At 70.2% G+C, this 17,742-nt stretch carries 15 protein-coding genes; 7 read left to right on the forward strand and 8 right to left on the reverse strand.

Going from position 1 to position 17,742, the window contains the following annotated elements:
- Nucleotides 1-54: 54 nt before the first annotated feature.
- The 5 genes from M3M27_RS12090 to efp all read right to left on the reverse strand — a co-directional run bounded on the left by M3M27_RS12090 (nucleotide 55) and on the right by efp (nucleotide 4,473).
- Nucleotides 55-744 (reverse strand): phytoene/squalene synthase family protein, encoded by a 690-nt coding sequence (locus tag M3M27_RS12090; protein WP_434025786.1) that lies wholly within the window; start codon nucleotides 742-744, stop codon nucleotides 55-57.
- A 20-nt stretch (nucleotides 745-764) separates the two neighbouring features.
- A complete protein-coding gene (locus tag M3M27_RS12095) occupies nucleotides 765-1,517 on the reverse strand; it encodes a phosphoglycolate phosphatase (protein ID WP_434025787.1) in 753 nt (250 codons plus the stop codon).
- The gene (ubiG, locus tag M3M27_RS12100; RefSeq protein WP_434025788.1) at nucleotides 1,514-2,230 is read right to left on the reverse strand and encodes a bifunctional 2-polyprenyl-6-hydroxyphenol methylase/3-demethylubiquinol 3-O-methyltransferase UbiG; all 717 of its coding nucleotides are present in this window, start codon (nucleotides 2,228-2,230) and stop codon (nucleotides 1,514-1,516) included. The genes M3M27_RS12095 and ubiG overlap by 4 nt, the downstream gene beginning before the upstream one ends.
- A 126-nt stretch (nucleotides 2,231-2,356) precedes the next feature.
- Entirely contained in the window at nucleotides 2,357-3,703 is a 1,347-nt protein-coding gene (locus M3M27_RS12105) for a TRZ/ATZ family hydrolase (protein WP_434025789.1), read from the reverse strand.
- Between the two features lie 203 nt (nucleotides 3,704-3,906).
- Nucleotides 3,907-4,473 carry an elongation factor P gene (efp, locus tag M3M27_RS12110; protein WP_140720403.1) on the reverse strand — a complete coding sequence of 189 codons (567 nt, stop codon included), beginning with the start codon at nucleotides 4,471-4,473 and terminating at the stop codon, nucleotides 3,907-3,909.
- Between the two features lie 114 nt (nucleotides 4,474-4,587).
- On the opposite strand from efp, the gene epmB reads away from it, so the two are divergent.
- On the forward strand, nucleotides 4,588-5,616 hold the full coding sequence (epmB, locus tag M3M27_RS12115; RefSeq protein ID WP_140720402.1) for an EF-P beta-lysylation protein EpmB: 1,029 nt from the start codon (nucleotides 4,588-4,590) through the stop codon (nucleotides 5,614-5,616).
- 190 nt (nucleotides 5,617-5,806) lie between these two features.
- Here epmB and M3M27_RS12120 read toward each other — a convergent pair whose 3' ends face one another.
- Together M3M27_RS12120 and M3M27_RS12125 are read right to left on the reverse strand one after the other, a co-directional pair.
- Entirely contained in the window at nucleotides 5,807-7,918 is a 2,112-nt protein-coding gene (locus M3M27_RS12120; RefSeq protein WP_434025790.1) for a putative bifunctional diguanylate cyclase/phosphodiesterase, read from the reverse strand.
- Nucleotides 7,919-8,150: 232 nt separating this feature from the next.
- On the reverse strand, nucleotides 8,151-8,921 hold the full coding sequence (locus M3M27_RS12125; RefSeq protein WP_140720400.1) for an RNA methyltransferase: 771 nt from the start codon (nucleotides 8,919-8,921) through the stop codon (nucleotides 8,151-8,153).
- A 116-nt stretch (nucleotides 8,922-9,037) separates the two neighbouring features.
- On the opposite strand from M3M27_RS12125, the gene M3M27_RS12130 reads away from it, so the two are divergent.
- Complete coding sequence (locus tag M3M27_RS12130) at nucleotides 9,038-9,853, forward strand: inositol monophosphatase family protein (protein WP_140720399.1); 816 nt, start codon at nucleotides 9,038-9,040, stop codon at nucleotides 9,851-9,853.
- A 125-nt stretch (nucleotides 9,854-9,978) separates the two neighbouring features.
- On the opposite strand, the gene M3M27_RS12135 is transcribed toward M3M27_RS12130, so the two are convergent.
- Nucleotides 9,979-11,148, reverse strand: coding sequence for an acyl-CoA dehydrogenase family protein (locus M3M27_RS12135; protein ID WP_177497602.1), 1,170 nt, complete (start codon nucleotides 11,146-11,148; stop codon nucleotides 9,979-9,981).
- Between the two features lie 147 nt (nucleotides 11,149-11,295).
- Between M3M27_RS12135 and M3M27_RS12140 the strand changes: the two genes are divergently transcribed.
- Genes M3M27_RS12140 through M3M27_RS12160 form a run of 5 tightly spaced genes read left to right on the forward strand, consistent with a single transcriptional unit; the run spans nucleotide 11,296 to nucleotide 17,695 of the window.
- On the forward strand, nucleotides 11,296-12,291 hold the full coding sequence (locus tag M3M27_RS12140; RefSeq protein WP_140720396.1) for an ArsR/SmtB family transcription factor: 996 nt from the start codon (nucleotides 11,296-11,298) through the stop codon (nucleotides 12,289-12,291).
- The gene (locus M3M27_RS12145; protein WP_140720394.1) at nucleotides 12,288-13,418 is read left to right on the forward strand and encodes a homocysteine S-methyltransferase family protein; all 1,131 of its coding nucleotides are present in this window, start codon (nucleotides 12,288-12,290) and stop codon (nucleotides 13,416-13,418) included. The genes M3M27_RS12140 and M3M27_RS12145 overlap by 4 nt, the downstream gene beginning before the upstream one ends.
- Nucleotides 13,419-13,425: 7 nt before the next feature.
- Nucleotides 13,426-14,025: a short chain dehydrogenase gene (locus M3M27_RS12150; protein ID WP_434025791.1), complete on the forward strand. Its 600-nt coding sequence runs from the start codon at nucleotides 13,426-13,428 to the stop codon at nucleotides 14,023-14,025.
- Entirely contained in the window at nucleotides 14,025-16,793 is a 2,769-nt protein-coding gene (gene metH, locus M3M27_RS12155; RefSeq protein WP_434025792.1) for a methionine synthase, read from the forward strand. The genes M3M27_RS12150 and metH overlap by 1 nt, the downstream gene beginning before the upstream one ends.
- A gap of 5 nt (nucleotides 16,794-16,798) precedes the next feature.
- Nucleotides 16,799-17,695, forward strand: a complete 897-nt coding sequence (locus M3M27_RS12160) for an NAD-dependent epimerase/dehydratase family protein (protein WP_434025793.1) — start codon at nucleotides 16,799-16,801, stop codon at nucleotides 17,693-17,695.
- The last annotated feature ends 47 nt before the right edge of the window (nucleotides 17,696-17,742 follow it).

Here is a 17,742-nt window from a genome sequence, read left to right on the forward strand (position 1 = left end):
CGGGGATGACGTGGATGGATATCCGGATCGTGGAGACGACGGCGGAAACCGCTGCTACGCCCCACCACTGCCTGCACGCCAGCTATGCCACAGCTGCGACAACGGCGGCGCGAACGGCGGCTTGCCATCACGCTCGCGCTGCAGCCGCAGCCGCGCCAGCCGCGACCAGATGCGATGCGGCTGGGCGATGGCGGGCTTGGCCGGCCATGCCTTCAGCAACTGGCCGCGCCATTCGGCCTCGCCGACGCCGGCCGGACGTGCCGCCGGGCCGGCCGCCGCATGGCGCGCCTGCAGCCACTGCACCGCGATCGCGCGCGCGTCGTCGCGCGGCGAGCGGCGCTCGAACAACGCCCGCTCCACCGCGGCCGCGGCCCCGGCGAACGGCAGCAGGAGCTGCACGGCCTGCTCCAGCGAGGCCGGTGGCGTGCGCGCCTCCTGCACCGCCGGCAGGGCTTCGGCCAGTTCCGCCCACGGCGCCCGCACCGGCTCGAGCATCCGGCCCAGCGGATGGCGCGAGCGCTGGTTGCTCCAGTCGCGCAGTTCCTGCTGCCACCAGGCCAGCTTGGCGTCGGCCGGCAGCGGATCGCCGGCGATGTTCATGATGTCCTCGAATTCCTGCAGCAGCGCGAACCAGGCCAGCGCCAGCTTGCGCCGGGGTTCGGGCACGAACGGCTCGGCCACTTCCCACTCGGGCCAGCGGCTGCGCCATTTGTCGAGGAAACTGTCGAGTGCGGATTGGCTCATGGCGGGTCCGTAGGCGTCGATCAGGCGCGATCGGCCACGGCCGGCCAGGCTTCCGGCCGCAGCAACTGCGACGGTCGTTCGGCGAGCACGTCGGCGCGCCACGCCAACGGATCGTCCCCGTCCAGCCGGTAGCCCCACAGCGCCGCCACCGACGGCATGCCGGCCGCCTGCGCGGCCAGGACGTCGCGCTCGTCGTCGCCGACGTAGACGCACTCCCCGGCCGCCATGCCGATGCGCTCGGCGGCGACCAGCAGCGGCAACGGATGCGGCTTGCGCTCGGCCAGCGTGTCGCCGCCGATCAGCACCGCGCAGCGTGTCTCCCAGCCCAGTTGCGGCAGGATCAGCCGGGCCAGGTACTCGGGCTTGTTGGTGACGATGCCCCAGGTCGTCCCGTGCGCTTCCAGCGCATCGAGCATCGCCGCCACGCCGTCGAACAGCACCGCGTGGCGGCCGAGCAGCGCCTCGTAGCGGTCGAGGAACTCCGGCACCAGCGCGTCGCGCTCGTCCTGCGGCAACTCGGGGAACGCCACGCCGAGCATCGCCCGCGATCCCTTGGACACCACCGGCCGCAGCCGTTCCAGCGCCAAGGGCCCGCGGCCGCGCTCGGCGAGCATCAGGTTGGCGGTCGCCAGCATGTCCGGCGCGCTGTCGAGCAGGGTGCCGTCGAGGTCGAACAGCGCCGCGCGGGGAAAACCGGGGCCCGGACCGGCCAACGCCTGGGCCGGGAGGTCGCCGCGCCCGCCTTCGCCCGGCTTCCCGGGACTCGGCTTCATGCCTTCACCGCGCAGGCCAGATAATTCACCTCGGTGCGCGACGACAGCCGCGCGCGGTTGCGCCACGGCTCGTAGGCCATGCCGCTGACGTCCTCCAGCTGCAACCCGGCCTGGCGCAGCCAGGAGGCCAGCTCGGCCGGCTTGATGAAGTCCTGGTAGCGGTGCGTGCCCTTCGGCAGCAGCCGCGCCACGTACTCCGCGCCGACCACCGCCAGCGCGAACGCGGCCGGCGTGCGGTTGATCGTCGACAGGAACAGGCGTCCGCCGGGCTTCAGCAGGTGCGCGCAGGCATCGACGATCGAAGTCGGGTCCGGCACGTGCTCGAGCATCTCCATGCAGGTGATCGCATCGAACGAGGCCGGCTCGGCGGCGGCCAGTTCTTCCACCGCCTGCACGCGGTAGTCGACCTGCACGCCCGATTCCAGCCCGTGCAGGCGTGCGACCTTGACCAGCTCGGGCGCCAGGTCGATCGCGGTCACCTGCGCGCCCTGCCGGGCCAGCGCCTCGCTGAGCAGGCCGCCGCCGCAGCCGACATCGAGCATGCGCGCGCCGGGCAGCGCCACGCGCCCGGCCACGTACTGCAATCGCACCGGGTTCAGCGCGTGCAGCGGTTTCTGCGGGCCGTCCTCGTCCCACCAGCGGTTGGCCAGCGCGGCGAATTTGTCGAGCTCGGCCTGGTCGAAGTTGGCGCTATGGGAATGAGGGCTGTTCATTTCGTCATTGTTCTCTTGGTTCGTCATTCCCGCGAAAGCGGGAAGCCATGGACTTCCGCGACGGCTTCCGGCGATCTGCACGAACGTCCATGGCTTCCCGCTTTCGCGGGAATGACGAGAATTGGTTCAACTCGCCCGGATCGTAGCAATCCGCGCCCGCCACTGGCGTGCATTGGCGACCAGCGCCGCCACGTCCATGCCGACCAGCTCGCGCCGGTCCAGCTTGCGCTTGCCGGCGATCCAGACGTCGCTGACCTGCTGGCGGCCGGTCGCGTAGACCAGCTGCGAGAGCACGTGGTGCAACGGCTGGGTCTCCAGCGCGGACAGGTCGACGCAGACCAGGTCGGCCTGCTTGCCGACCTCGATCGAACCGATCCTGCCGTCGAAGCCGAGCGCGCGCGCGCCGCCCAGCGTGGCCGCGCGCAGCGTGGTGGCCGCATCCAGCGCGGTGGCGTCGTTGGCCACGGCCTTGGCCAGGATCGCCGCGGTGCGGTTCTCGCTGAACATGTCCAGGTCGTTGTTGCTGGCGCAGCCGTCGGTGCCGATCGCCAGGTTCACGCCGGCGCGCACCAGCGCACAGGCCGGGCAGAAGCCCGAAGCCAGCTTCAGGTTGGATTCCGGGCAGTGCACGACGTGCACGCCGCGCTCGGCGCACAGGTGGATCTCGCCCTCGGTCAGCTGGGTCATGTGCACCGCGATCAGGCGGTCGTTGACCAGGCCGAGCCGGTCCAGGCGCGCCAGCGGGCGCTGGCCGTGCTGGCCGAGCGAATCGGCGATCTCCTGGGCGGTCTCGTGGGTGTGCAGGTGCACCGGTATGTCGAGCTGGTCCGACAGCATCCGCACCCGCTCGAAATTGGCATCGCTGACGGTGTACGGCGCGTGCGGCGCGAACGAGGTGCCGATCAGCGGGTCGCCGCGCCACTGGTCGTGCAGTTCGGCGGCACGGTCGAAGTACTCGTCGTCGGACTTGGCCCACGCCGTGGGGAAATCGATGATCACCGCGCCGACCAGCGCGCGGAAACCGTGCTTCTTGTAGACGGCCGCCTGCACGTCGGCGAAGAAGTAGTTCTCGTTGGCGCAGGTGGTGCCGCCGCGCAGCATCTCGGCGATCGCCAGGGTGGTGCCGTCGGCGACGAATTCCGGCCCGATCACCGCGGTCTCGACCGGCCAGATGTGCTCGCGCAGCCAGGTCATCAGCGGCAGGTCGTCGGCGACGCCGCGCAGCAGCGTCATCGGGTTGTGGGTATGCGCGTTGACCAGGCCCGGGATCAGCGCCGCCTCGGGACGCGACACCGTCTCGGCCGGCGCGAAGCGCGCGCGCGCCTGTTCGCGCGGCAACAGCGCGACGATCTCGCCGCCGCGCACGGCCACCGCATGGTCTTCCAGCACCACCGCATGCGGCTCGACCGGGACGACGTAGCCGGCCTCGATCAGCAGGTCGCAGGGCTCGGGAATGCTGTGCGGTTCGGTCATGCTGGGGCCATCGGTTGTGGGAGAGGCCGCCGCCGGAAACCGGCGGGGCGATGCGTCCACCGGCGCCCCCGCGCAGGCGGGGGCCCAGGGACTCCTGCTTCAGGGCTTGCGGAACGGCTGCTCGGCGGCAGCGACGCAAGTCCCCGGGGCCCCGCCTGCGCGGGGACCGCGATCCGGCAAAACCGCGGCCGCGGGCCGGATCGTCACTTCACGCGCGAGACGTACTCGCCGGAGCGGGTGTCCACGCGGATCACTTCGTCCTGGCCGACGAACAGCGGCACGCGCACGACCGCGCCGGTCTCCAGCGTGGCCGGCTTGCCGCCGCCGCCCGAGGTGTCGCCGCGGACGCCGGGGTCGGTCTCGGTGATCTTCAGCTCGACGAAGTTCGGCGGCTGCACGGCGATCGGCGTGCCGTTCCACAGCGTCACCACGCACTCCTCCTCGCCCTTGAGCCACTTCTCGGCGCCGCCCATGCCGGCCTTGTCGGCCTGGACCTGCTCGAAGGTCTCCTGCTGCATGAAGTGCCAGTACTCGCCGTCGCTGTACAGGTACTGCATGTCGGTGTCGACCACGTCCGCCGCCTCGACCGAGTCGGTCGACTTCATGGTGATTTCCTGCACGCGGCCGCTCTTGATCAGGCGGTACTTCACGCGGGTGAACGCCTGGCCCTTGCCCGGCTTGACGTACTCGGTGTCGGTGATGATCGCGGGTTCGCCGTTGATCAGGATCTTCATCCCGTTCTTGACGTCGTTCATGCCGTAACTGGCCATGCTGTAGCTCCTCGGATAAGCAAAACCGCCGCGGGGAGCGGCCGGCCGGATGGGAATTGTTTAAACTCAGCGCCAGCCCGCCGCGACCGGCGGGCGTTCGTTTTCTGACCGCACATGATAACCGCAGCCCCGATTTCCTTGCAGCCTTCCCCGCTCCGCGCCGCCGCCAGCCGTTGGCAGCAGGCCTGGCGCGAGGCCGTGCGCGACCCGCGCGAACTGCTCGGCATGCTGGGCCTGGACGCCGCGGCGGCGGGCATCTCCGACGAAGCGGCGGCCCAGTTCGCGCTGCGGGTGCCCCGCGGCTTCGTCGCGCGCATGCGCCATGGCGACCTGAACGACCCGTTGCTGCGGCAGGTGCTGCCGGTGGTCGAGGAGACGCGGGTGGTCCCGGGCTTCGCCCTCGACGCGGTCGGCGACGGCGCGGCGAAGAAGGCCACCGGCGTGATCCAGAAGTACCGCGGCCGCGCCCTGCTGGTCGCCACCGGCAGCTGCGCGGTGCACTGCCGCTATTGCTTCCGCCGGCACTTCCCGTATGCGGAGGAGACCGCCGCGCGCGACGGCTGGCGCGAGGCGGTGGCCGCGATCGCCGCCGATCCCGGCATCGACGAGGTGCTGCTGTCCGGCGGCGACCCGCTGTCGCTGGCCACGCCGAAACTGGCCGAGCTGACCGAGGCCCTGCGCGCCATCCCGCACCTCAAGCGCCTGCGCATCCACAGCCGCTTGCCGGTGGTGCTGCCCGAGCGCGTGGACGGCGCGCTGCTGGACTGGCTGTCCGCGCTGCCCTGGCCGGTGGCGTTCGTGATCCATGCCAACCATGCCAACGAGTTCGACGGTTCCGTCGACGCCGCGCTCGCGGCGCTGCGCGGCACCGGCGCGCAGTTGCTGAACCAGGCGGTGCTGCTGCGCGGCGTCAACGACGACGTGGAGGCGCTGGCCGCGCTCAGCGAGCGCAGCTTCGCCGCCGGCGTGCTGCCCTACTACTTGCACCAGCTCGATCGCGTCGCCGGCGTCGCGCACTTCGAGGTCGACGACGAACGCGCGCGCGCGCTGCACGCCGAACTGGCCGCGCGCCTGTCCGGCTACCTGGTGCCGCGGCTCGTGCGCGAGATCCCCGGCGACACCGGCAAGCGGCCTCTGGCGTAGGGCTGCCGGGATTCGGGATTCGGGAAAAGCATCTTTGCCCGGCTCCAGTCGTCAGGCGGCCCGGCGCTTTTCGCGGGTTCTTGCTTCCTGTTTCCCGTAGGAGGGACCCCAGTCCCGACAGGGCCTTGCCGGCCATCCGTCGGGACAGAAGTCCCTCCCACAACACGGCCCCAGACCCGGGCCCCGCCCGCTACGACAGCAGCCGCACCAGCTCGCCGTTGCTCAGCGGATGGCTGAACCAGTAGCCCTGGCCGAGGTCGCAGCCGCGTTCGCGCAGCAGGTCGAACTGGCCTTCCCGCTCGATGCCCTCGGCCACCACGGTGATGCCCAGCGAGTGCGCCATCGCGATGATCGCGGTGGTCAGGGCCAGGTCGTCCGGGTCGCGTTGCAGGTCGGCCACGAAGCTCTTGTCGATCTTCACCCCGTCCACCGGCGCCTGGCGCAGGTGGCTGAGGCCGGAGAAGCCGGTGCCGAAGTCGTCCAGCCAGACCTTGACCCCGGTGCGGTGCAACTGGTCGAGCAGGCTGGCGGCCAGCATCTCGTCGCCGATCAGCGCCGTTTCGGTCAGCTCCAGGTGCAGGCGCGAAGGCGGCAGGCCGGACTCGGCGAGGCAGCGCGCCACCATGTCGGTCAGGTCGCCGCCGCGCAGCTGGCGCGACGACACGTTGACCGAGATGAACAGGTCCGGCAGGCCCGGCCGCTGCGGCCAGCGCACCGCATCCAGGCAGGCCGCGCGCAGCACCTTCAGGCCGATCTCCTCGATCAGCCCGCTCTGCTCGGCGACGTCGATGAAGGTGGACGGCGGGATCATGCCCAGCGCCGGATGCTTCCAGCGCAACAGCACCTCCGCCCCGACCATGGCGCGGTCGGAAGTGCGGTGGATCGGCTGGTAGACCAGCCGCAGCTCGCCGCGCTCCCACGCGCCGCGCAGCTCCTGCTCCATGTGCACGCGGCGCTCGAGCGCGTGGTCCATCGCGCGGCTGTAGAAACGATGGCAGTTCTTGCCGGCCATCTTGGCCTGGTACATCGCGATGTCGCCCTTCTTCAACAGCGCGGTGGCGTCGTGGGCGTCGTCCGGGAACAGCGCGATGCCGATCGAGGTGCCCAGGAACACCTCGCGCTCCTGCACCTGCAGCGGCTTGCGCAATTCCTGCACCAGGCGCTCGGCCAGCCGTGCCGAGGCCGCCTGCGCCTTCCCGGTCCCGACCAGCATCACGAACTCGTCGCCGCCGAAGCGCGCGAGCACCGCGTCCTCGCCGCCGATGTCGCTCACCGCGGCGCCGATGCGGGCGGCGAACTGCAACAGCACTTGGTCGCCGGCCTCGTGCCCCAGGGTGTCGTTGACCCGCTTGAAGTCGTCGATGTCGGCGAACAGCAGCGCCAGCTGGCCGCCGCAGGCGCGTGCGGCCTCCAGCCGCAGGTCCAGCGACTGGCGGAACGCCAACCGGTTGGATAACCCGGTCAACGCATCGGTGTAGGCCATCCGCCGCACTTCGCGATCGTGGCGCTCGATGCCCTCGCTCATCCGCCCGAACGCGCGCAGCAGCTCGCCCAGCTCGTCGCGGCGCGACGTCGTCCACGGCTTCACCGAGTAGTCGCCGCTCTCGATCCGCCGCGCCGCGCCGGCCAACCAGCGGATCGGCGCCACCAGCGTGCGCTGGACATAGAACGCGACCGCCACGCCGCCGGCGACCAGCCCCGCCAGCAACAGCAGCAACCAGATCATGTCGCGCTTGCCGACTTCGTCCAGGCGCCGGCGCAGGCGCTCGTTGGCCTCGGCCTCGATCTGCGCCGCCTGCGCCAGCGACATGCCGACCCGCACGCAGCCGATCAGGCGCTTGCCGCCCAGCACCGGCACCGCCACGTCCAGCACGTCGCCCACGGGGCGCACCTGCTGCTGCCGGTCCACCATCGCCGACAGGGCCAGCGGGTCCGGCAACGACGGCTCCACCGAGCGTCCGCTCTCGTCGATGAGCAGGCGGCCTTGCGCGTCGTACAAGCGCGCGTAGCTCACCAGGCGCTGCCGCGCCGCGTTGTGGACCAGCCGCCCGGCCTCCTTCATGTTGGATTCCAGCAACGGATCGTCCATCACCTCGGCCAGCGCATTGGCGATCGACTCGCCGCGCGCGCGCAGGCCGTGCTCGAACAATTCGTGGATGGTGCCGCCGCTGAGCGCGCGCACCTCGCGCTGCATCGAGGCCTGGCGCTGCAGCAGCAGCGCCAGGATCCCCGCCAGCAGCACGAAGCCCAGGCCCATCCCCAGCAGGAAGCGGGCCTGCATGCCGAACCGGAACCGGGTCATCGCACCTGCGCCGTCAAGCATCGACGCCGCCGGCGCATGTCGTCGGGACAGCACGGGCCGCACCTGGCCGCCCGCTCAATCGTGGAACCAACAAGAGCGATATCCCCCCGGAAAAATCCGCCAGAGCCTAGCGGAAACCCGATGGCGGTGGAACGGCAAAGGAGCGCGCAGCCTTCGCTTCCCCGTGCGCAGGCGTTCCGTACCCGGCCGCATTCGACGCCGAGGCCGCCGCCTATTCCTCGGAAGGCATGTACTTGCGCGCCAGTCCCGCCATGCGCTGGGCGTCGGACAGGATGCCCCGCAGCAACCGGACTTCCTGCTCGGTCGGCTCGGCCTTGGCGAACAGCCTGCGCAGCTTGCGCATCGCCGAGTCCGGCGAGCGGCCCTTGTGGAAGTCGATCTCGTCGAGCGTTTCGCCGAGCTGGCCGAACAGGCCTTCCATCTGCGCATGGCTGGCCGGGCCCTCGCGGAACCCGGGCTCGCTCGCCTGCACCGGCGCGTCCGCGGCCGCCAGCATCGCCAGCCGCACCTCGTAGGCCAGCACCTGGACCGCCGCGGCCAGGTTGAGCGAGCTGAAGTCCGGATCGGAGGGGATGTGCACCGCCAGGTGGCACAGCTGCAGTTCCTCGTTGGTCAGGCCGGTGCGTTCGCGACCGAAGACGACCGCGACCTCGCCGCCGGCCTGGGCCCGGTCCACGGCCCGCTTGCCCGCCACCGCCGGCAGCAGCTCTTCCAGTTGCACGCGCCGCGAACGCGCGGTGCAGCCGAGCACCAGGGTGCAATCGGACACGGCCTCGGCCAGGGTCGCGAACACCGGCGCGTCCCCGAGCAGGTCCTCGGCCCCCGCCGAGCGCCGGTAGGCCTCCTCGTCCGGCAGGCGCTCGGGCGCCACCAGCACCAGCCGCGCCAGGCCCATCGTCTTCATGGCCCGGGCGGCGGCGCCGATGTTGCCCGGGTGCTGGGTGCCGACGAGGACGAAACGGATGCGACGCGAGACAGACATGAACGGCCATTCGGGAGCGGATCGGCCGTAGATGGTAAACTGCGCGGCCGGCCCCGCGCCGGACCGCTCTTTTCCCCCGCCAGTCCTGTCCTTCTGCCTTCACGGGAGTCTTCGCCATGCAGAAACCCGCCGTCACCGTCATGGTCAAGGCCGCCCGCCTCGCCGGCAACGTCCTGTTGCGCAACATCAACAAGCTCGAAGCCCTGAACGTGGTGCAGAAGGGACGCATGGACTACGCCAGCGAGGTGGATGCCGACGCCGAGAAGGTGATCGTCAAGGAACTCAAGCGCGCCTACCCCGACTACGGCATCTTCGGCGAGGAAGGCGGCCTGCAGGGCAACGGCCGGCAGATGTGGGTGATCGACCCGCTCGACGGCACCAGCAACTACCTGCGCGGCTTCCCGCACTACTGCGTCTCGATCGCGCTGGTCGAGAACGGCGAGCCGACCGACGCGGTGATCTTCGACCCGCTGCGCAACGAGCTGTTCACCGCCAGCAAGGGCGCCGGCGCGGTCCTCAACGACCGCCGCATCCGCGTCACCGAACGCAAGGACCTGGAAGGCACCGTGATCAACACCGGCTTCCCGCCGCGCGAGCGGGCCCGGGCCAGCGCCCAGCTCAAGTGCGTGGACGCGCTGCTGGCGCACGCCGAGGACATCCGCCGCACCGGCTCGGCCGCGCTCGACCTGGCCTATGTCGCCTGCGGCCGCGCCGACGCCTACTTCGAGGCCGGCGTGAAGGCCTGGGACATCGCCGCCGGCGTATTGCTGGTGCGCGAGGCCGGCGGCCGCGTCTGCGATTTCAAGGGCGCCGCGCCGGCGCGGATGGACAACAAGGGTCCGGAAACGCGCCAGATCGTGGCCGGCAACATCAAGGTCGCCGATGCGCTGCAGAAGGTGATCGTCAACAGCGGCTACGCGCGCGAGTTCTGAGGGGCACGGGATTCGGGATTGGGGATTCGTAAAAGCGATGCCCGGTCCCTGTAGCAGGAAGGCCGCCACGAGGGCGGCCTTCCTGCCTTTACCGAATCTCGAATCCCGGATCCCCAATCCCAGTCTCACCGCAGCCCGGTCTCGTTGCGCGCGATCACCAGGCGCTGGATCTCCGAGGTGCCTTCGTAGATCTCGGTGATCTTGGCGTCGCGGAAATAGCGCTCCAGCGGCATTTCCTTCGAATAGCCCATGCCGCCGTGGATCTGCACCGCTTGGTGGGTGATCCACATCGCCGCCTCCGAGGCCACCAGCTTGGCCATCGACGCCTCGGTGCCGAACTTCCGCCCCTGCCCCTTCAGCCAGGCCGCGCGCAGCGTCAGCAGCAGCGCCGCGTCGAGCTTGCACTTCATGTCGGCGATCTTGGCCTGGGTCATCTGGAAGCTGCCGATCGCCTGCCCGAAGGCCTTGCGGTCCTTCACGTATTCCAGCGTGGCCTCGTAGGCGGCGCGGGCGATGCCCACCGCCTGCGAGGCGATGCCGATGCGGCCGGCGTCGAGCACGCTCATCGCGGTCTTGAAGCCCTCGCCCTCCGCGCCCACCACGTCCTCCGGACGGGCCACGTAGTCGACGAACTCGATCTCGCAGGTGGCCGAGGCGCGGATGCCGAGCTTCGGCTCGGTCTTGCCGCGCGAGAACCCCGGCCGGTCGGTATCGACCATGAACGCGGTGATGCCGCGCGAGCCCTTCTCCGGCTCGGTCATCGCGAACAGGATGATGTACTTGGCGACCGGGCCGGAGGTGATCCAGCTCTTCTTGCCGTTGATGACGAAGCTGCCGTCGGCCTGCTTCACCGCCCGGCAGCGCATCGCCGAGGCGTCCGAGCCCGATTGCGGCTCGGTCAGCGCGAACGCGCCGACGTGGGCACCCTCGGCGATCGCGCGCACGTAGGTCTGCTTCTGCGCCTCGGTGCCGTTCTTGAGGATGCCGGTGCAGAACAGCGAGTTGTTGACCGACATGATCGTCGAGTGCGCGGCGTCCCCGGCGGCGACCTCCACCATCGCCAGCACGTAGCTGACCGGGTCCATGCCGGCGCCGCCGTACTCGACCGGCACCTCGATGCCCATCAGGCCGTTCTCGCCGAGCAGCCGGATGTTTTCCAGGGGGAACTCGCCGGTCCGGTCGAAATGCTCCGCGCTCGGCGCGATCTTCTCCTGGGCGATCCGGCGCGCGACGTCCTGGATCATCAATTGTTCTTCGGTAAAGCTGAAATCCACGTGGGGACCCTCCCGGGGCATGGGCGACGACCCCGCTCGAGCCGCCCATGGAGGCGCCGCCCTGCGGGGAGGCCGCAATTCTAACCACAACCATTCGCATGCGTATGTAGGTTGACCCCGGCCGCCTGCCCCGCGAAAATATCTCGATATCGCGATACAGAGATATTTATGGACCTGGAAGACTGGTCGACCCGCCTGAAGGTCTTCGCCGACGCCACCCGCGTGCGCCTGCTGGCCCTGCTCGAGCAGGAGGAGCTGACCGTGGCCGAGCTGTCGGCGATCACCCGCCTGGCGCAACCGCGCGTGTCCACCCATCTCGCCAAGCTCAAGGAAGCCGGCCTGGTCCGCGACCGTCGCGCCGGCGTCTCGGCCTACTACCGCTTCGACGAGGCCCAGCTCGACCCCGCCCAGCGCGCGCTTTGGCAGGCGCTGAGCACCGGCAGCGACGATCCGCTGCTGCGCCAGGACGCCGAGCGCGTCCCCGCCGTGCTGGCGATGCGCGCGGCCGACCAGAACTGGGCCGACACCGTGGCCGGCGACATGGAGCGCCACTATTCGCCGGGCCGGACCTGGGAGGCGCTGGCGCGCACCGCGCTGCCGCTGCTGGAGACCGGCGACGTGCTCGACATCGCCTCCGGCGACGGCGTGCTGGCCGAACTGGTGGCGCCGCATTCGCACCGCTACGTCTGCATCGACACCAGCGCGCGCGTGGTCGCCGCCGCCAGCGAGCGCCTGCGCAAGCTCAAGAACGTGGAGGTGCGCGAGGGCGACATGCACGCGCTGCCGTTCGCCGACCGCAGCTTCGACCTGGTGGTGCTGATGCACGCGCTCACCTATGCGGCCAAGCCCGCCCAGGCCGTGGCCGAGGCCGCGCGCGTGCTGCGCCCCGGCGGCCGGTTGCTGCTGTGCTCGCTGGCCAAGCACGAACACCGCGCCGCGGTGGAGGCCTACGGCCACGTCAACCTCGGCTTCACCGACAAGGAACTGCGCAAGTTCGTGGACAAGGCCGGGCTGGAGGTCTCCAGCCTGGAGACGGTCACGCGCGAAAAGCGCCCGCCGCACTTCGAGGTGATCTCGCTGATCGCGGTGAAGCCGGGACCGGGGAACGGGGATCCGGGACTCGACAGAGGCAAGAGCGGTTCGCCGCGGAGATCGGGATCATGACGCCCTCCCCTATCCCCGATCCCCAATCCCCAATCCCGGCTTCTCCGCCCTGGCTGCAGCCGCGGCGCGCCGAGAAACTGATCCAGGCACTGGGCGAACGCATCCTGGTCATCGACGGCGCGATGGGCACGATGATCCAGCGCTACCGGCTGGAGGAAGCCGACTATCGCGGCGAGCGCTTCGCGCACGGCTACGACGGCGCGCACGTCCATGGCCCTGGCTGCGACCATGCCCCGCAGGGCCATGACCTGAAAGGCAACAACGACCTGCTGCTGCTGACCAGGCCGGAGCTCATCGCCGAGATCCATCGCGCCTACCTGCAGGCCGGCGCCGATCTGGTCGAGACCAACACCTTCAACGCGACCTCGATCAGCCAGGCCGACTACCACCTCGAACACCTCGTCTACGAGCTCAACAAGGCCGGGGCCCGGGTCGCGCGCGCCGTCTGCGACGAGATCGAGGCCGCCACGCCGGACAAGCCGCGCTTCGTCATCGGCGTGCTCGGCCCGACCAGCCGCACCGCCTCGATCAGCCCGGACGTCAACGATCCCGGTTGCCGCAACACCAGCTTCGACGAACTGCGCGCCACCTATCGCGAGGCCATCGAAGGCCTGATCGACGGCGGCGCGGACACGCTGATGGTCGAGACGATCTTCGACACGCTCAACGCCAAGGCCGCGCTGTTCGCGATCGAGGAAGTCTTCGACGAGCGCGGCGGGCGGCTACCGGTCATGATCTCCGGCACGATCACCGATGCCTCCGGCCGCACCCTGTCGGGGCAGACCGCCGAGGCGTTCCACGCCTCGCTCGCGCACGCCCGGCCGCTGTCGATCGGGCTGAACTGCGCGCTCGGCGCCAAGGACCTGCGCCCGCACGTGGAAACGCTGGCCACGGTCGCCGACTGCTACGTCAGCGCGCACCCCAACGCCGGCCTGCCCAACGCCTTCGGCGAGTACGACGAAAGTCCGGAGGAAATGGCCGCGACGCTGAAGGAATTCGCGCAGTCCGGCCTGCTCAACCTGGTCGGCGGCTGCTGCGGCACCACGCCGGACCACATCCGCGCGATCGCGCAAGCGGTGGCGGGCATCGCGCCAAGGCATCCCGCCGCCCTCTCCCATGCAGCATGAGGTAGCCATGAAGATCCTCCTCGTCGGTGCCAGCGGCACCCTCGGCCAGGCCGTCGCCGGCCTGCTCTCGCGCAAGCACGACGTGATCGCGGCCTCGCGCCGCAGCGAAACCCATCCGGTGGACCTGCGCGACGACGCCAGCGTCAGGGCGCTGTTCGAAAGGACCGGCCCGCTTGACGCCATCGTCGCCACCACCGGCAACGTCCACTTCGGCCCGCTCGACGCGATGGACGCCGCCCAGTTCGACGCCGGCCTGCAGGACAAGCTGCTCGGGCAGGTGCGCCTGGCGCTGGTCGGCCAGCACCATCTCCGCGACGGCGGCTCGATCACGCTGACCACCGGCATCCTCGCCGAACAGCCGATCGCGCACGGCGCCAACGCCACCGCGGTCAACGCCGCGGTCGAGGGCTTCGTGCGCGCGGCAGCCTGCGAGCTGCCGCGCGGGCTGCGCATCAACGCGGTCAGCCCGAACGTGCTGCAGGAAGCCTGGGACGCCTACGCCGACTATTTCCCCGGCTTCGAGCCGGTATCCGCCGCGCGCGCCGCGATCGCCTACCAGCGCAGCGTCGAGGGCATACAGAGCGGCCAGGTATTCAAGGTCTGGTGATGTCCTCCGCGAACGCCGTCCCCCGCTACACCCGCCTGTCCGGCCTGGAACCGCTGGTCATCACCCCGGACCTGCTGTTCGTCAACGTCGGCGAGCGCACCAACGTCACCGGCAGCGCGCAGTTCCGCAAGCTGATCAAGGAAGAACGCTACGAGGAAGCCGTGGAGGTGGCGCGCCAGCAGGTCGCCAACGGCGCGCAGATCCTCGACGTGAACATGGACGAGGGCCTGATCGATTCCGAGAAGGCGATGACGCGCTTCCTCAACCTGATCATGTCCGAGCCGGACATCGCCCGGATCCCGGTGATGGTCGACTCGTCCAAGTGGAGCGTGATCGAGGCCGGGCTGAAGTGCCTGCAGGGCAAGAGCGTGGTCAACTCGATCTCGCTCAAGGAAGGCGAGGACGTCTTCGTCGAACACGCGCGCAAGGTGCTGCGCTACGGCGCGGCGGCGGTGGTCATGGCGTTCGACGAGGCCGGCCAGGCCGACACCTGCGCGCGCAAGGTCGAGATCTGCACGCGCGCCTACCGCATCCTGACCGAGCGGGTCGGCTTCCCGCCGGAAGACATCATCTTCGACCCCAACATCTTCGCGGTCGCCACCGGCATCGAGGAGCACGACAACTACGCGGTGGACTTCATCGAGGCCACCCGCATCATCAAGCGCACGCTGCCGCACTGCCACGTTTCCGGCGGCGTCTCCAACGTCTCGTTCTCGTTCCGCGGCAACGAGCCGGTGCGCCAGGCGATCCACTCGGTGTTCCTGTACCACGCCATCGCCGCGGGCATGGACATGGGCATCGTCAACGCCGGCGCGATGCCGATCTACGACGAACTCGATCCGGAGCTGCGCGAGCGCGTGGAGGACGTGATCCTCAACCGCCGCAAGGACGCCACCGAGCGCCTGCTGGAGATCGCCGAGCGCTACAAGAAGGCAGGTTCCCGGGACTCGGGTTCCGGGGCCCGGGAAAAGCTGGCCTGGCGCGAGAAGCCGGTACGCGAGCGCCTGTCGCATGCGCTGGTGCACGGCATCGACGAGTTCATCGAGGCCGACACCGAGGAAGCGCGGCTGCAGGCCGCGCGCCCGCTCGACGTGATCGAGGGCCCGTTGATGGACGGCATGAACGTGGTCGGCGACCTGTTCGGCGCCGGCAAGATGTTCCTGCCGCAGGTGGTGAAGTCGGCGCGGGTGATGAAGAAGGCGGTGGCCTACCTGCTGCCGTTCATCGAGGCGGAGAAGCTGCGCACCGGCGATTCGGGCAAGTCCAACGGCAAGATCGTGATGGCCACGGTCAAGGGCGACGTGCACGACATCGGCAAGAACATCGTCGGCGTGGTGCTGGCCTGCAACAACTTCGAGGTGGTGGACCTGGGCGTGATGGTGCCGGCGCAGACCATCCTCGACCGGGCCCGCGCGGAGAACGCCGACATCGTCGGGCTGTCCGGGCTGATCACGCCGTCGCTGGAGGAAATGAGCCACGTCGCGCGCGAGATGCAGCGGCAGGGATTCGACATCCCGTTGATGATCGGCGGCGCCACCACCTCGCGCGCGCACACCGCGCTGAAGATCGACCCGCACTACGCCGCGCCCACGGTATGGGTGAAGGACGCCTCGCGCGCGGTCGGCGTGGCGCAGTCGCTGATCTCGCGCGACCTGCGCGAGGCCTTCGTCGCCGCCAACGATGCCGACTACGCCGAGATCCGCCAGCGCCACCGCAACCGGGGCGACGCCAAGCGGCTGGTGCCGCTGGCCCAGGCGCGCGCGCAGAAGTTCGACGGCGGCTGGGACGCCTACGTCCCGCCGGAGCCGAAACGCCCCGGCCTGCACGTGTTCGACGACTACCCCTTGCAAGAGCTGGTCGAGTACATCGACTGGACCCCGTTCTTCCAGGCCTGGGAGCTGGCCGGCAAGTTCCCGGCGATCCTGGACGACGAGATCGTCGGAACCCAGGCCAGCGAGCTGTACCGCGACGCGCGCGCGATGCTGGAAAGGATCGTCGCGGAGAGATGGCTGACCGCGAAGGCGGTGTTCGGGATCTGGCCGGCGAACAGCGTCGGCGACGATGTGGAGGTGATCCTGGCGGATCACCGGGATTCGGGATTCGGGATGGGGGATTCTCAAAACCAGAATCCCGCCTCTCCCGGATCCCGGCTCCTCCTGCACTTCCTGCGCCAGCAGGTCGACAAGCCCGTCGACCGCCCGGACTTCTGCCTGGCCGACTTCATCGCGCCGAAGGATTCCGGCGTGCGGGACTGGATCGGCGCGTTCGCGGTCACCGCCGGCATCGGCATCGAGCCGCACGTTGCGCGCTTCGAGGCGGCCCACGACGACTACAACGCGATCCTGCTCAAGGCCCTGGCCGACCGCCTGGCCGAGGCATTGGCCGAGCGCCTGCACCAGCGCGTGCGTACCGAGTTCTGGGGCTACGCCGGCGACGAAGCGCTCGACAACGAAGCGCTGATCGCCGAGCGCTACCGTGGCATCCGCCCCGCCCCCGGTTATCCGGCCTGCCCCGAGCACAGCGAGAAGGCCACGCTGTTCCGCCTGCTCGACGCCGGGGCCAACGCCGGCATGAGCCTGACCGAGAGCTTCGCGATGCTGCCGACCGCGGCCGTGTCCGGCTACTACTTCAGCCATCCCAAGAGCCAGTACTTCGTGGTCGGCCGACTCTCCAAGGAACAGGTCGCCGACTACGCCCGCCGCAAGGGCGCGGACCTGGCCCAGGCCGAGCGCTGGCTGGCCTCGAACCTGGACTACGATCCGGAGTGATCGCGATGAAGATCCTGGTCACCGGCAGCGCCGGCCGGGTCGGGCGTGCCATCCACGTCCGGCTGTCTGCCGCGCACGAGGTCGTGGGGCTGGACACCACCCCGAGTTCCACCAGCGAGCTGGTCGGCGACTTCACCGATCCGGCACTGCTGGCCAGGGCATTGGCGGGCACGGACGCGGTGGTGCACACCGCCGCGCTGCATGCACCGCACGTGCCCTATGCGTCCGAAGCGACGTTCCGCCGGATCAACGTCGACGGCACCCGCCGCTTGCTCGATGCGGCGGCGACGGCCGGCGTGCGGCGCATCGTGTTCACCAGCACCACCGCGCTGTACGGTACCGCGGCGACGCCGGCCGGGCGCGCTGGCTGGGTCGACGAAAACCTGCCTCCGGAACCGCAGACGATCTACCACCGCACCAAGCTGGAAGCCGAGCGGCTGCTCGAGCAGGCCGCGCTCCAGGGCGGTCCTTCGCTGCGGATCGTCCGCATGTCGCGCTGCTTCCCCGAGCCGGTACAGGTAATGGCGGCGTTCCGCCTGCACCGCGGCATCGACGTGCGCGACGTGGCCGCCGCCCATGCCGCTGCCGTCACGCACGCCGGCGCGGCGGCGGAGCGCTTCGTGGTCTCGGGCGCCACGCCGTTCCTGCCCGAGGACGCCGCGGAGCTGGCACGGGATGCGCCCAGCGTGCTGGCCAGGCGCGCGCCGGCGCTGGTGAGTCGCTACGCCGAGCGCGGCTGGGCGCTCCCGGCCGCCATCGACCGGGTCTACGATCCGGCCCGTGCCATCGCCCGGTTGGGCTGGCGTCCCCGCTTCGGCTTCGACGAGGTGTTGGCCCAGTACGATGCCGGCGTACCCGAGGTGCTGCCCTACCGCGCGGACGCGAACGTCGCGCGCGAGTGACGCCCCCCGGCGGCGGAGGCCGGCAGGCCGCCGGCCCCGTCGCCCCT

The organism is Xanthomonas boreopolis (assembly GCF_046529185.1).
Lineage (GTDB): Bacteria > Pseudomonadota > Gammaproteobacteria > Xanthomonadales > Xanthomonadaceae > Pseudomonas_S > Pseudomonas_S boreopolis.

What these genes read in the sequence shown, in the direction of transcription:
- M3M27_RS12090 (WP_434025786.1), bottom strand. Translation starts at nt 744, where the DNA reads ATGAGCCAATCCGCACTCGACAGTTTCCTCGACAAATGGCGCAGCCGC.
- M3M27_RS12095 (WP_434025787.1), bottom strand. Translation starts at nt 1,517, where the DNA reads ATGAAGCCGAGTCCCGGGAAGCCGGGCGAAGGCGGGCGCGGCGACCTC.
- ubiG (WP_434025788.1), bottom strand. Translation starts at nt 2,230, where the DNA reads ATGAACAGCCCTCATTCCCATAGCGCCAACTTCGACCAGGCCGAGCTC.
- M3M27_RS12105 (WP_434025789.1), bottom strand. Translation starts at nt 3,703, where the DNA reads ATGACCGAACCGCACAGCATTCCCGAGCCCTGCGACCTGCTGATCGAG.
- efp (WP_140720403.1), bottom strand. Translation starts at nt 4,473, where the DNA reads ATGGCCAGTTACGGCATGAACGACGTCAAGAACGGGATGAAGATCCTG.
- epmB (WP_140720402.1), top strand. Translation starts at nt 4,588, where the DNA reads ATGATAACCGCAGCCCCGATTTCCTTGCAGCCTTCCCCGCTCCGCGCC.
- M3M27_RS12120 (WP_434025790.1), bottom strand. Translation starts at nt 7,918, where the DNA reads ATGACCCGGTTCCGGTTCGGCATGCAGGCCCGCTTCCTGCTGGGGATG.
- M3M27_RS12125 (WP_140720400.1), bottom strand. Translation starts at nt 8,921, where the DNA reads ATGTCTGTCTCGCGTCGCATCCGTTTCGTCCTCGTCGGCACCCAGCAC.
- M3M27_RS12130 (WP_140720399.1), top strand. Translation starts at nt 9,038, where the DNA reads ATGCAGAAACCCGCCGTCACCGTCATGGTCAAGGCCGCCCGCCTCGCC.
- M3M27_RS12135 (WP_177497602.1), bottom strand. Translation starts at nt 11,148, where the DNA reads ATGCCCCGGGAGGGTCCCCACGTGGATTTCAGCTTTACCGAAGAACAA.
- M3M27_RS12140 (WP_140720396.1), top strand. Translation starts at nt 11,296, where the DNA reads ATGGACCTGGAAGACTGGTCGACCCGCCTGAAGGTCTTCGCCGACGCC.
- M3M27_RS12145 (WP_140720394.1), top strand. Translation starts at nt 12,288, where the DNA reads ATGACGCCCTCCCCTATCCCCGATCCCCAATCCCCAATCCCGGCTTCT.
- M3M27_RS12150 (WP_434025791.1), top strand. Translation starts at nt 13,426, where the DNA reads ATGAAGATCCTCCTCGTCGGTGCCAGCGGCACCCTCGGCCAGGCCGTC.
- metH (WP_434025792.1), top strand. Translation starts at nt 14,025, where the DNA reads ATGTCCTCCGCGAACGCCGTCCCCCGCTACACCCGCCTGTCCGGCCTG.
- M3M27_RS12160 (WP_434025793.1), top strand. Translation starts at nt 16,799, where the DNA reads ATGAAGATCCTGGTCACCGGCAGCGCCGGCCGGGTCGGGCGTGCCATC.